This is a genomic window from Amaricoccus sp. (genome assembly GCF_036846665.1).
GTDB lineage: Bacteria > Pseudomonadota > Alphaproteobacteria > Rhodobacterales > Rhodobacteraceae > Amaricoccus.
Window position 1 is genome coordinate 38,953 of the sequence record NZ_DAIUBO010000002.1, and the last position, 12,479, is coordinate 51,431.

Annotated in this window: 10 protein-coding genes; 4 read left to right on the forward strand and 6 right to left on the reverse strand. The window is 68.8% G+C overall.

Annotated elements, in window-relative coordinates:
• Positions 1 to 205: 205 nt before the first annotated feature.
• Positions 206 to 1,636 (forward strand): amidohydrolase, encoded by a 1,431-nt coding sequence (locus tag V7050_RS00490; RefSeq protein ID WP_324373677.1) that lies wholly within the window; start codon positions 206 to 208, stop codon positions 1,634 to 1,636.
• A gap of 356 nt (positions 1,637 to 1,992) precedes the next feature.
• Here V7050_RS00490 and V7050_RS00495 read toward each other — a convergent pair whose 3' ends face one another.
• The 5 genes from V7050_RS00495 to V7050_RS00515 all read right to left on the reverse strand — a co-directional run bounded on the left by V7050_RS00495 (position 1,993) and on the right by V7050_RS00515 (position 8,179).
• Positions 1,993 to 2,811 (reverse strand): ATP-binding cassette domain-containing protein, encoded by an 819-nt coding sequence (locus V7050_RS00495; protein ID WP_324365169.1) that lies wholly within the window; start codon positions 2,809 to 2,811, stop codon positions 1,993 to 1,995.
• A gap of 1 nt (position 2,812) precedes the next feature.
• Complete coding sequence (locus V7050_RS00500; RefSeq protein ID WP_324365170.1) at positions 2,813 to 3,919, reverse strand: ABC transporter permease; 1,107 nt, start codon at positions 3,917 to 3,919, stop codon at positions 2,813 to 2,815.
• 72 nt (positions 3,920 to 3,991) lie between these two features.
• The gene (locus V7050_RS00505; RefSeq protein WP_324365171.1) at positions 3,992 to 4,921 is read right to left on the reverse strand and encodes a sugar ABC transporter substrate-binding protein; all 930 of its coding nucleotides are present in this window, start codon (positions 4,919 to 4,921) and stop codon (positions 3,992 to 3,994) included.
• Positions 4,922 to 4,992: 71 nt separating this feature from the next.
• Entirely contained in the window at positions 4,993 to 5,808 is an 816-nt protein-coding gene (locus tag V7050_RS00510) for a sugar phosphate isomerase/epimerase family protein (protein WP_324365172.1), read from the reverse strand.
• A gap of 658 nt (positions 5,809 to 6,466) precedes the next feature.
• Positions 6,467 to 8,179 (reverse strand): FAD-dependent oxidoreductase, encoded by a 1,713-nt coding sequence (locus tag V7050_RS00515; protein WP_324365173.1) that lies wholly within the window; start codon positions 8,177 to 8,179, stop codon positions 6,467 to 6,469.
• A 363-nt stretch (positions 8,180 to 8,542) separates the two neighbouring features.
• Here V7050_RS00515 and V7050_RS00520 point away from each other — a divergent pair, with 363 nt between their 5' ends.
• Both V7050_RS00520 and V7050_RS00525 read left to right on the forward strand, forming a co-directional pair.
• Positions 8,543 to 9,127: a GNAT family N-acetyltransferase gene (locus tag V7050_RS00520; RefSeq protein WP_324373678.1), complete on the forward strand. Its 585-nt coding sequence runs from the start codon at positions 8,543 to 8,545 to the stop codon at positions 9,125 to 9,127.
• 97 nt (positions 9,128 to 9,224) lie between these two features.
• Positions 9,225 to 10,418: a choloylglycine hydrolase family protein gene (locus V7050_RS00525; protein WP_324365175.1), complete on the forward strand. Its 1,194-nt coding sequence runs from the start codon at positions 9,225 to 9,227 to the stop codon at positions 10,416 to 10,418.
• Between the two features lie 519 nt (positions 10,419 to 10,937).
• Here the strand turns inward: V7050_RS00525 and V7050_RS00530 are convergent.
• Positions 10,938 to 11,675 (reverse strand): SDR family NAD(P)-dependent oxidoreductase, encoded by a 738-nt coding sequence (locus V7050_RS00530; RefSeq protein WP_324365176.1) that lies wholly within the window; start codon positions 11,673 to 11,675, stop codon positions 10,938 to 10,940.
• A 171-nt stretch (positions 11,676 to 11,846) separates the two neighbouring features.
• Between V7050_RS00530 and V7050_RS00535 the strand changes: the two genes are divergently transcribed.
• The coding region (locus V7050_RS00535) for a transglutaminase family protein (RefSeq protein WP_324410164.1) at positions 11,847 to 12,479 on the forward strand (633 nt) is incomplete at its 3' end.

A 12,479-nucleotide genomic window follows, 5' to 3' on the forward strand; every position in this document is an offset into this window, starting at 1 on the left:
AGCGGCGCGCGCTTTCCCCAGAGGGATCGGCTCGCGCCGCTGCTGCCGTTCTGGCCCCCAATTCCGGAAGTGCCGGAGCACCTCGACCGCCAGGCCTCGCAGCGAGCGTTGACCCGTGATGTTCATTGACAATCTCCGATCGTATTGTGTACAATAACTGCATCGTTTGCGAACGATATCATGCAATCTCAGGGAGGGCAGACGCATGGGAAGATTTCTACCGAGCTTGTCGCGGCGCGGCTTCATGGGGAGCGTCGGGGTCGGAAGTCTCGCTTTGGGGGTCGGGGCCGGCATGGCGCGGCGGGCCGGCGCGGCCGAGCCCGCTGGGATGATCGACGTCAGTGTCGTCACCACCCCCGACATCGGCGTGGAGGTGCTGCCGGACGCCTATTACCTGACCAACGTCCGTCTCGAGACCGGCTTTGTCGAGGAAGAGAAGCCCTGGCTCGACGAGCCGGTCATCACCCACACCGATACCGAACTGAAGACGCTGCGCATCGCCGACGGCAAGATCGCCGAGATCCTGGACAATGCGGCGCCGATTCCGCCCGAGGCCGCGGCCTATGACGCGCAGGGCCAGGTGATGCTGCCGACCTTCCGCGACATGCACATCCACCTGGACAAGACCTTCTACGGCGGACCCTGGGAGGCGACGCTTCCCACCGAGCATGGCCGGGCGGATCGCGTCGCCCAGGAGCGGGAAATGCTGCTCAAGCTCCTGCCGATGGCCGAGGAGCGCACGGCCGCGATGATCCGGCTGATGCATTCGCAGGGCACCACGGTCTGCCGCAGCCATTGCAACGTCGACCCGGTCAGCAAGCTCGGCAATCTCGAGCATCTCAAGAACTCGTTCGCGCGCTTCCAGGACACGCTTCAGTCCGCCATCATCATCTTCCCGCAGCACGGCCTGCTGGCCTCCGACAGCGTCGGCCTGATGCGCGAGGCGCTGGAATCGGGCGGCGTCAGCTTCGTCGGCGGCGTCGATCCCTCCTCCTTCGACAATGCGATGGAGGAGTCGGTCGACACCACGGTCCAGCTCGCGGTCGATTACAACGTCGGGATCGACATCCATGTCCACGAGCCGCGCGAGACCGCCATTCCGGCGTTCAACCGCATCATGGACCACATGGAAGAGAACCCGCAGCTGCAAGGCAACGTGACCTTCAGCCACGCCTATGGCCTGGCGGAACTCTCCCCCGAAGAACTCGCCGACATCGCCGCCCGCATGAAGGCGCTCGGGGTCGACTTCGCCGGCGGCGTGCCGATCGGCAAGGGTCAGATGCCGCTGCGCGAACTGCACGAGGCCGGCATCAACGTGATGAGCGGCACCGACAGCGTGATCGACTGGTGGGATTCCTTCGGCAATTGCGATATTCTGCAGAAGGCGAGCGAAATCGCCCGGATGCAGTATCGCAGCACCGAATTCGAGATCAGCCGCACGCTCGGCTATGCGACCGGCTTCGTCACGCCGCTCAACGACGCGGGCGAGCAGGTGTGGCCGAAGGCCGGCGACGAAGCGAGCTTCAACCTCCTGCCGGCCAGCTGCTCGGCCGAGGCGGTGGCGCGTCTGCCCGTCCGCAATGCCGTGTTCCACAAGGGCAAGCTCGCCTACGGCAACCTTCCCAAGGCAGGCTGACCACCCGCTCTCCCGAGACCGCTCGGTCGGCGTTCCGAGATCGACGGAGGGCAGCGCGAGCCGCCCGCAAACACCTGAAGGCGGCCGCGATCTCATGCCACGCGGCGAGATCCTCTGCCCTGCCGCCCTCCGGCTCATCGACCGATCGCAGGAGCCCTCGGTGTCGATGGCGGAACTCTGTCTCCGCCGGGAGCATCCGGACGGCGGAGCGGTCCGGGTGGCTGTGGCGCCCTGGCGCGGGGTCGAGGCGGACCGCGTCCGGCGTGAGGCCGCCATGGGCGGCGTTCCGTCATGTTCCGCGGCTCAAGCGATGCCGCTTGGTTGAGGTCGGCGCCCCGGCCGGGGCGCCGATCGTCCTATACGGTCCCGCCCAGCGACCCCTCCAGCTGGGCGAGTTCCTGGCCGCCCGCCATGAGATCCTGGAGCTGTTCCGGCGTGATGTCGCCGCGCTTGGCGGTGCCGAGCGTCTTGCCGCGGTTGAGCACGGTGAAGCGGTCGCCCACCGACATGGCGTGCCGCACGTTATGTGTGATGAAGACGACGCCGATGCCCTGCTTGCGGACCCGGTCGATGGTCGCCAGGACGTTCGAGGTCTGCCGCACGCCGAGCGCCGAGGTCGGCTCGTCGAGGATGAGCACCTTCGCGCCGAAATAGACCGCGCGGGCGATCGCCACGGTCTGGCGCTCGCCGCCCGAGAGCGTCCCCACCGCCTGATCGGGCCCGCGGAGGTTGATGCCCATGTTGCGCATCTCCTCCACCGTCACCCTGTTCGCCTTCGCGGCATCGAGGCGCTTGAAGAGCCCCCTGCCCTTGGTCGGCTCGCGCCCCATGAAGAAGTTCCTCGTCACGCTCATCAGCGGGATCATCGCCAGATCCTGGAACACCGTGGCGATGCCCGCCTCCATGGCGTCGCGCGGGCTGTCGAAGTCCATGTGCTTGCCTTCGAAGAAGATCTCGCCGGCGCTCGGCTTGTGCACGCCCGACATGGTCTTGATGAAGGTCGACTTGCCGGCGCCGTTGTCGCCCAGGAGGCAATGGCATTCCCCGGGGCGCACGTCGAAGCTGACGCCGGCGAGCGCGATGATGTTGCCGAAATGCTTCTCGATGTCCCGCATTTCGATGATGGAGGCAATGTTCGGCGCGTCGCCGTGATGGAAGGTCGAGTCCTGGGTCATCTCAGCGCTCCCCCGTCACACGCTTGCGGATCGCGTTGTTGAACAGGACCGCGATCAGGAGCATGGCGCCCAGGAAGACCTGGAACCAGTCCTGATCGAAATCGGTATAGGTCAGGCCGATGACCACCATGCCGAAGATGATCGCACCGAAGAAGGCGCCGATCGCCGAACCGTAGCCGCCGGTCAGCAGGCAGCCGCCGATCACCGCGGCGATGATCGCCTCGAACTCCTTCTGGAATCCGCGGCGGGCGTCGGTGGAGCCCGAATCCATCACCGTGATGATCGCGACCAGCGCGGCGCAGCAGGCCGTCAGCATGAAGAGCGAGACCTTGACCTTCTTCACCGGGACGCCGGAGTTCGAGGCCGCGTTCGCATCGCCGCCGCTGGCAAAGATCCAGTTGCCGACGGGCGTGCGCAGCAGCACGTAGGTCGCCGCGATCGCCATCGCGATGAACCAGACGATCTCGACGGGGACGCCGGGCACCTTCGGCGCGCCGTTGTTGAAGGTCTCCACAAGTCCGGCGCGGCCGAGCGCCTCGAAGAGGCCCTTGAAGGCGTCGCCCGAGAAGACCGGGGCGAGCCAGTCGTCCTGGACGGCCTCGCGCACGCCGCGGAGCTGGGTCGAGCCGCCGGTCGCGAGCTTCAGCCCCACCAGGGACAGGCCGCGCAGGATGAAGAGGAAGGCCAGCGTCACGATGAAGGACGGCAGGCCCGAGCGGATCACGATGGTTCCGTTGATCGAACCGACCAGGGCCGCGAAGATGAAGGTCGCCGGGATGGCGACGATCAGCGGCAATCCCCAGTTCACCACGCAGACCGCGAAGAACAGCCCGGCAAAGGCCACCATCGAGCCGATGGAGAGGTCGAACTCGCCGCCGATCATCAGGAGCGCGGCGCCGATGGCGAGGATGCCGAGCTGCGCCGCCGGGGTCATGAAGTTCATGAAGCCCGCCATGGTGAACATCGACCGGTCGGCCGTGACCAGGAAGAAGAGGACGACCAGGACCACGCCCGCGATCGCGCCGAGCTCCGGCCGCTTCATGAGTTTCGAGCCGAACGATTCCGCCTTGAGCCGCTCGTCGACGGTATGAGCATCTGCTTGGGTCATGTTTCCCCCCGTCATTTCCGGTCGGGGGCGGACCGCCGCGGCGCCGCCCCCGGTTTCAGACGATTCCGCCGGTCAGCGGATGCCCTGCGCGGACAGCTCGATCACCTGTTCTGCCTTGTCCTGGGTGATCAGGTTCGGGCCGGAGGGCACGTCGCCGCCCGGGACGAGACCGAATTGGGCGTTGAGCGCCAGGAAGACCACGGGAAGGTAGCCCTGGAGGAACTGCTGCTGGTCGATGGCGAAGGCCGCGTCGCCGTCGACGATCGCCTGCAGGAAGCCGGCCGAGAGATCGAAGCTCGCCAACTTCACGTCGCCGCCACCGCGGCCGACCGCCTTCACCGCCGCGACCGAAGGCTCGCCCGCCGTCGGCGCGCCGAGCGCCATGACCGTGTCGACCTCGGGATCGGCGTCGAGCGCCGCGCGGACCTTCGATTCGACCTCCGTCGGATCGTTGCCCGTCGGCAGGACCTCGGCGTTGCCCCCGAAGCCCTCGATGAAGCCCTCGCAGCGGAGGTCGAGCGCCACGTTGCCGACTTCCTGGTTGACGCAGATGCCCTTGGTGCCGCCCATCTCGGCCAGCGCTTCACCCGCGATCTTTCCGGCGGTGAACTCGTCCTGCCCGACATGGAGCAGCGCGCCGAGGTCGTGGGCCACGTCGGATCCCGAATTCATCGAGATGATCGGGATGCCGGCCTGCGCCGCCCGCTCGATCGAGGGCCCCAGCGCGTCGGCGTCGGGGATCGACACCACGAGCCCGTCGGGCTCCTGGTTCACGGCGGCGTCGATGAGCTGCGACATGGCCACCATGTCGAAGGTCTCGGGCGAGCGGAAATCCACGCTGGCGCCGGTATCCTCGGCAGCCTTGTCGACGCCGTTCTTCACCACCGACCAGAACGGGTCGTTGGCCTGTCCATGCGCCACCACGATGATGTTCTGCGCGAGAGCCGGCGCTGCGACGGCGATCGCGCTCGCCGCGAGTGCGCCTCTGACGAAATGCTTCATGCTTTCCCCCCTTCTGGGTTGCTGTTTGAGGCCGCCCGGGCGGCCCTCTCCTTCGGCCCATCGGCCGAATCTCATGCGCCCATTTCCTTCAGCGCCAGCACCGAAGCCGCGAGCTGCGCCTCGACGACGTCCGGAGTGTCGCTGCCCTTGACCGGCGTGAAGGGGTCGGGTCCGGGAGCATTGGTCTCGAGGATGATCGGCCCCCCATAGCCGATCCGGTCCAGGGCGGCCAGTTGAGCCGCGAAGTCGGTATGGCCCTCGCCGATGCCGCAGCGATTGCTGTCGGCGGCGTGATAGAGACCGATGCTCCCGCCGCCGGCCAGCAGGGCGGCGACGGGATCGGCCTCCTCGATGTTCATGTGATAGGCGTCCGGCAGGAGTTTGAGATTGCCCGCGCCGACCTGGGCGAGAAGCTCGAGCCCCGCCCGAACCGTTCGCACCTGATGGGTCTCGTAGCGGTTCAGGATCTCGAAGACGACCTCGAGCCCGCGCCTCTCGGCCGCGCCGCAGATCCGGCGGACGGCATCGAGAAGCAGCGCATCCTCCTCCTCCTGCGAGGACACCGGCTCGATCCGGGTCACCTGCCCGTGACAGGAGATCAGCGGGCGACCCAGCTGCATGGCCCAGTCGATCAGGCGATCGTAATAGGCCAGCGCCGCCTCGCGGACCGCGGTATCGGGATGCGAAATGTCCGCATCCGCCGGCGTGATCGAGAAGACGGACAACCCCCGGCCTTCGAGCGTCGCCTTCGCGCGCCCCGGGTCGGTCCGCTCCACGTCCCCGAATAGCTCGACGCCGTCGAGACCGGCGCGCGCCGCCCGGACGGCGATGTCCTCGAGCGGTGCCGGGCCGAAGATCCAGGTGCAGCAGCCGATCATGCGGTTCATTGCGGTGCTCCATTCGATCGAGCCGGCACGGCCAGGGTCCTGCCGGGTTGCGCCGACCGGGTTGCCGCTGCGGTGACCGGTGGCGCCCCGACACCCTAATCCAATATCGCCGGCGTCGCCGATGATTTTTCTCGGCCTTCGACGAAAGCCGGCCACTCGACGGCCGACGCCGGCAAGCAGCGTTCGAAAGAGGCGACGCGGGCTCGGGATTCAGAGCGACGAAGCGCCACGGCCGCGAGGGCACAGGCGATCGGTGCCTCGGCCGTAGCGCGTGGCGATGCGGCGCCAGTCCTCGATGTGTCGATCGGCGCGCAGGACTGGCCAGGACGATCGCTCGAAGCGGCGGGGGATTCCGGCACGGGATTCGCTGCGATCCTTGGGAAGCCCCGAAGCTCGAGAGCTTTCCCCTATCCGGCAGGGCGCTGCTCGACCACTTCTCGGCCCTCGACGACCCTCCGCAGGCGTGCAAGGTGCCCGCGCCGCACCGGCGACCGCCCGGGCCTTGGCACCGCCGCGATCGCGCGACACGATCCCGACCCCGTCATCCTGGACGAACGCGGCCAGGCCGGCGGCTGGCGGCCGCTGGCCAGTCCCGAGGAGCAGGCGCGGCGCGCGCTTCGTCCCCCCGGGGGCATGGGTTGGCCTCGGGCCAGCCGGTTCACGTCGGCCGGCGATCGCCGGCTCGGGAATGCCCGGCGGATGCGAGTGCGGCATGGATGGACGCAACCACCGCGGCGCCCTCTCCGATCGCGCCGCCGACGCGCTTGACCGAACCGGCACGAACGTCGCCGATCGCAAAGACACCCGGCAAGCTCGCCTCGAGCGCGGGCTTGCCTGCGGCGGCACCCGGTACGGCGGCACCGGTCAGGACGAAGCCGTGCCCGTCGAGCTCGAGCGCGCAGGGACGGGCCCAACTCGTCTCGGGGTCGGCGCCGACGAAGAGGAAGAGGTCGCGGATCGGCCGGTGCTCCGTGCTGCCGTCGCGGCGGCAGGCCCAGGTCAGGCCGGCGAGATGGCCGGCCGGGTCCCCGTCGAGGGCGGTCACCGTGGTCCCGGGGCAGAAGGCGATATTGGCGGTCGCGGTGATCCGGTCGACAAGGTATTGCGACATGTTCCGGCGCAGGTCGTCGCTGCGGATCAGCAGGTTCACCTTTGCGGCATGCCCCGCGAGGAAGACCGCGGCCTGGCCGGCCGAGTTGCCGCCGCCGACCAGCGCCACCTCGGCGCCCGTGCACATCCGTGCCTCGAGCGGGGACGCCCAGTACCAGATGCCGCGGCCCTCGAAGCGCTCGATGCCCGGGATCGCCGGGCGGCGGTAGCGCGCGCCGCTGGCGATGACGACGGTGCGCGCCGTCACGGAGCCGCCGTCCGCAAGGTCGAGCCGGTAGGGTCCGGACGGCCCGAGACCGACGAGTTCCGTCACGCGGGCCGGGAAGGCGATGTCGGCGCCGAACTTCTCGGCCTGGACGAAGGCGCGGCCTGCGAGCGCCCTGCCGGTGATGCCGGTCGGAAAGCCCAGGTAGTTCTCGATTCGCATGCTGGCGCCGGCCTGGCCGCCATAGCCGACTGCGTCGAGGATCGTCACCGAAAGCCCCTCGGAGGCCGCATAGACCGCCGCCGAGAGCCCGGCGGGGCCGGCGCCGACGATGGCGACGTCGAAGAGCGCCCGCGCCGGCGCACGACCCGAAAGACCGAGGGCCCGCCCGAGGTCGGCGATCGTCGGGTCGTGGAGCACCGCCCCGGTCGGGAGGATCACCAGCGGCAGCGGCCCCCGGCATGGCCGGTACTGCGCCATCAGGTCGGCAGCGACCGGATCGCCGGGGTCGGCGACCGAATAGGGATGGTTGCTGCGGTCGAGGAAGGTCGCGAGGCGCACGACGGCGGCGTCATCGGCCGCGCCGACGATCAGCGGTCCGCCGCGGCCGCTCTGGATCAGCGCGACGCGGCGCAGGATCAGCGCCCGGGTGATCCGTTCGCCGAGCAGCGCCTCGGCGACGAGCAGCGCCCGCAGCCCGGTCGGCGGCACGAGGATCGCTTCGACCGGCCCCTCGGCGTGAGCGTCCACGAGGGCGGGGCGACCGGAGATCTGGCCGGTCTCGGCCAGGAACTGACCCGGCCCCTGCTCGACCAGAGGCTGCCGGCGGCCGAGCCCGTCGCGCAGGGTGACGGCCACCTGGCCGCGCAGCAGGAGGTACATGCCCGGCCCGGGTCGCCCGGCCTCGAAGAGCGCCTCGCCCGGCGCGAAGCGGCGGGTCGCACCGTAGGGGCGGATGCGCTCGACCTCCTCCCCGCTCAGCGTCGGAAAGGTGTCGGCCTGCCGGGGATGGAGCGGCGCCTCGGTCCGGGAGGCGCCGTCGGTCGGACTGTCCATGCATTCGCTCCACGCGCGAGACCGGGCGAAGGTAGAGCGAGCCCGGCCGCCCGGCAACCGGGCAACCGCAGCGTCATCTCGGCCGGTACGACACCCGCGGTCCTCGTTTCTGCCGTGGCCGGGGGCCGGCGCGCTTCGCGCACCGTCCAGCGCCGTCCCGCTCGATCACGCCGACGATGCGGCAGCCGCTGCCTCCATCCGGTTCGCATGCCTTGTCTTGTCGTCGGCCTTGCGGAGCCGGCGTCGACGGAGCCCGAAGGCCGCTCCCCGTAGGCGTCGCAGGCCGCGCCTGAGGCCCGATCGCCTTCCGGAACGGTCGCTCCGTCCCCGCAGATCGCCGTCCTTCACCCCCTCACGCGGCAAATGGCCGAAACGCCGCCCAGAGCGAATAGGGCGTATTGCCGCGCAACGGCGATTTCTCATAGAGCCTGCTCCGAACAGGAGCAGGCCATGCACGACACAGAGATTCGCCAGTTGAACGCGGACGATGTCGATGCCTTCAGGGCCATTCGGCTCGAAGCGCTCCGGCTGGAGCCGGCAGCCTATGCAAGCAAGCCGGAAGATTGGGCGTCCCTGCCCGACGAGGAATGGCGCGAGAGGCTGCAGGTGCCGGTCTTCGTCGCCTTCAGCTCCGGGGAGCCGGTCGGCATCATGGGCCTGCTGCGGCAACAGCCGAGCAAGATGAAGCACCGATCCACGCTCGTCATGGTCTACCTGCGGGCCAGCGAGCGGGGAAAGGGACTGGCGAGGCGCCTTCTGGATGCGGTCGTCGACTTCGCCGCGCGGAACGGGATCTCCCAGATCGAGCTGACCGTGAACAGCCGGAACGACCGAGCGATCCGCTTCTACGAGCGCAGCGATTTCCGCAGGATCGGGCTCATTCCCGCCGGGATGATCCATGAAGGCCAGGAAATCGACGAAATCCTCATGGCGCGGCGCGTGAAGTGACGAATCTCCGCGCCGCACGCCGCGGCGAACGGCAGTTCCAAGCCCCAAGCTGCACTTCGGGCGGACGAGACGCTGCGCCCTACGGGGCGGGCTACATTTGACGCTGATCAAGGAGGCCGGCGCCGGATCTGCTATGGATACGGCATCAAACAGAAACCTGGGAGGGATGTTCATGAAGCTGAAACCGCCCCCGATGCCGCTGGCGCTTATCAGCATGGCCGCCGCACTGGTCGTATACTCGACAACGTCTGCCCTCGGATGCACGGGCATCCGCCTGATCGCGGCGGACGGATCGGCCGTCTACGGGCGCACGATGGAATGGGGCGCCTTCGACCTGAACTCCCGGGTCGCGATCGTCCCGCGAGGCCACAGCTTCACCGGGCAGACCCCGGAGGGCCTCAACGGCAAGTCCTGGACGGCCGAGTACGGCGTGGTCGCCCTCGACATGCTCGGGCAAGACTGGTTCGCCGATGGCATGAACGAGGCGGGGCTCGCCGTCGGCTTGTTCTACCATCCGGGCTTCGCCGAGTATCCCAAGTACGATCCCGCGGAGGCAGCGAACACCATCGGCGCCCCCGATGTCGTCGCCTACCTGCTCACGCAGTTCGCGACGATCGACGAGGTGAAGGCAGCGATGGAGGACGTCCGCGTGGCCGGCGTCACCGAGGCGCTCGTGGGAGTCCCGGACCCGGCGCACTGGATGGTGACCGAGCCGTCCGGCCGGTCGATCGTCATCGAGTACGCTGGCGGCGAGGTGCGCTTCTTCGACAATTCGCTCGGCGTCATCACCAACGCGCCGACCTACGACTGGCACATGACGAACCTGCGCAACTATCTGAACCTGTCCGCGGTCGCGCTGCCGACCCGATCGATCGCCGAGATGAACTTCGCGCCGCTCGGAGCGGGCAGCGGCATGATCGGGCTGCCGGGCGACAACACACCTCCGTCCCGCTTCGTCCGCGCGGTCGCCTGGACCCAGACCGCCCGCCCGACGCCGGACTCGGGCGAGACCGTCTACGAGGCGCTTCGCATCCTCGACAACTTCAACCTGCCGCTCGGCGCCGCCGAGGGTTCGGACGCCGCCGGCGACACCGGGGACATGCGGAGCTCGACGATCTGGACGACGGTCTGGGATCTCGACGAAGGGGTGCTGTACTTCCACACGCAGCACGACCGACGGCTGCGCAAGGTGAGCCTCGACGGTGTGAATTTCTCCGGGAATGGGATCCGGCACATTCCGCTCGACCGCGAGAAGGCCCAGGATATCGAAGACCTGACACCGCGGGGCTGATGCGCCGGAAGGAATTCCCGGCAGGGGTGTTCCGAGACTCGGGGTCGGAAAGACGAGCGGAAGCGTCTCCGGCCGGGCATTGGTGGCACTGTCCGCTCCGTCCGCACCGTTGCCATTCGCACCTCATACGGCGGATGTCCACTTTCCGCCCTCCCTTTCGCCCGCCCCGCAGGCGCGGCGCCGATCGCGCCGATTCCACGAACGTCGGCACGACTTGCCGCACATGCCAGCGGCCCTCGCCGCCGCCCCTCTGCTGTTGCGGCACGGGGTCCCGAGCCGGACAGATACCGGCTCGGCGATCGCGGCGTCGGTCAGGCAGAAGGGCCGTCGGCATCAGCCACCCGCGGCAAACCAGGCATATCCGCCCGCCGTCCGGCACCGGACCGCACCATGCCTTGCACATGGCCCGGCCCCCCAGATGGGCGTCCCCGGCCGCGGCACCCGGGGACACAAACCCGCGTTAACACTTTAATCGTTCGATATCAGCCTGTTACAAGCTGTCCCCATGGGGACGGCCGCTCAATAGACCGCCCGGCCGCCGCTGAGGTCGAAGGTGAAGCCGGTGGTGAAGCTGCAATCGGGTCCGACGATCCAGGCGATCATCCGCGCCGCTTCGTCGAGCTCGCCGCAGCGCTTCATCGGGATCCGGTCGGTCATGTAGGCCACCTGCGCCTCGGGCATGGCGGCGACCATGGGCGTGCGGATCACCGCCGGGGCGAGCGCGTTCACGGTGACGCCGGTCTCGGCATATTCCTTGCCCATGGATTTCACCAGGCCGATCAGCCCGGCCTTGGAGGCGGAATAGGCCGCCATCCCGGCATTGCCCTCCTTGCCGGCGATGGAGGCCACATGGAGGATGCGCCCGTAGCCGCGCCCGCGCATATGCGGCAGCACCGCCTGGCTGACATGCAGCGCCCCGAAGAGATTGACCCGGCAGACCGCCTCGAAATCGGCCGGGTCGAGCGCCTCCGACCGGATGTTGGTCGGCCCGACCACGCCGGCGCAGTTCACCAGCCCGTCGAGCCGGCCGAAATCCGCGATGACCTTGCCGAGGATCGCCCGGCAGGCCGCGGCATCGGCGATGTCGAGCAGATGCGCCGCCGCCCCGCCGCCCGCGCTCGCCGCGGTCTCCGCCGGATCGGCGTGGTCGAGGCAGGCGACCCGCACCCCCTGCCCGGCGAGCAGGAGCGCCGTGGCGCGGCCGATGCCGCTCGCCGCCCCGGTGACCGCGACGCAATAGCCTTCGGGAAAGCCCATGGATTTGTCCCCTCCTTGATTCCGGACCGCCGGCCCGACCCGACCCCGTATCGGGAATTGCCCCGCCTTGCCAACCATGCCCGCCACGACCGGCGCAGGCGGGGCCAAGGAATCGTGGTGCATCGCGGCGAAGTGTGAAACCGTCGTCCGGTCCGAACGGGGGCCGGAGCCATGTCGATCAAGGCCAGCATTCATCACCTGACCCACTACCGCTACGACCGCCCGGTTGTGCTCGGGCCGCAGGTCATCCGCCTGCGCCCGGCGCCGCATTCGCGCACGCGGGTGATCTCGCACAGCCTCCGGGTCGGCCCGGCGGAGCATTTCGTCAATCACCAGCAGGATCCCTACGGCAACTGGCTCTCGCGCTTCGTCTTTCCCGAGCCGGTGCGCGAGCTGAAGATCGAGGTCGACCTCGTCGCCGATATGACCGTCTACAACCCCTTCGACTTCTTCGTGGAGGACAGCGCCGAGGAATGGCCCTTCGACTATCCCGAGGAGCTGCACGACGACCTGGTGATCTACCGGCGCGCCGATCCGGTCGGCCCGCATCTGCAGGCCTTCCTCGACGCCACCCCGCGCGAACGCCTGCGCACGGTGGATTTCGTGGTCAATCTCAACGCCCGCCTCGCCCGCGAGATCGGCTATGTCATCCGCATGGAGCCCGGCGTGCAGACGCCCGAGGAGACCTTCCAGCGCGGCACCGGATCCTGCCGCGACACGTCCTGGCTCCTCGTCCAGATCCTGCGCAACCTCGGCCTCGCGGCCCGCTTCGTCTCGGGCTACCTGATCCAGCTCAAGCCCGAC

What these genes read in the sequence shown, in the direction of transcription:
- V7050_RS00495 (WP_324365169.1), bottom strand. Translation starts at nt 2,811, where the DNA reads ATGACCCAGGACTCGACCTTCCATCACGGCGACGCGCCGAACATTGCC.
- V7050_RS00520 (WP_324373678.1), top strand. Translation starts at nt 8,543, where the DNA reads ATGGCCGAAACGCCGCCCAGAGCGAATAGGGCGTATTGCCGCGCAACG.
- V7050_RS00510 (WP_324365172.1), bottom strand. Translation starts at nt 5,808, where the DNA reads ATGAACCGCATGATCGGCTGCTGCACCTGGATCTTCGGCCCGGCACCG.
- V7050_RS00515 (WP_324365173.1), bottom strand. Translation starts at nt 8,179, where the DNA reads ATGGACAGTCCGACCGACGGCGCCTCCCGGACCGAGGCGCCGCTCCAT.
- V7050_RS00505 (WP_324365171.1), bottom strand. Translation starts at nt 4,921, where the DNA reads ATGAAGCATTTCGTCAGAGGCGCACTCGCGGCGAGCGCGATCGCCGTC.
- V7050_RS00530 (WP_324365176.1), bottom strand. Translation starts at nt 11,675, where the DNA reads ATGGGCTTTCCCGAAGGCTATTGCGTCGCGGTCACCGGGGCGGCGAGC.
- V7050_RS00490 (WP_324373677.1), top strand. Translation starts at nt 206, where the DNA reads ATGGGAAGATTTCTACCGAGCTTGTCGCGGCGCGGCTTCATGGGGAGC.
- V7050_RS00500 (WP_324365170.1), bottom strand. Translation starts at nt 3,919, where the DNA reads ATGACCCAAGCAGATGCTCATACCGTCGACGAGCGGCTCAAGGCGGAA.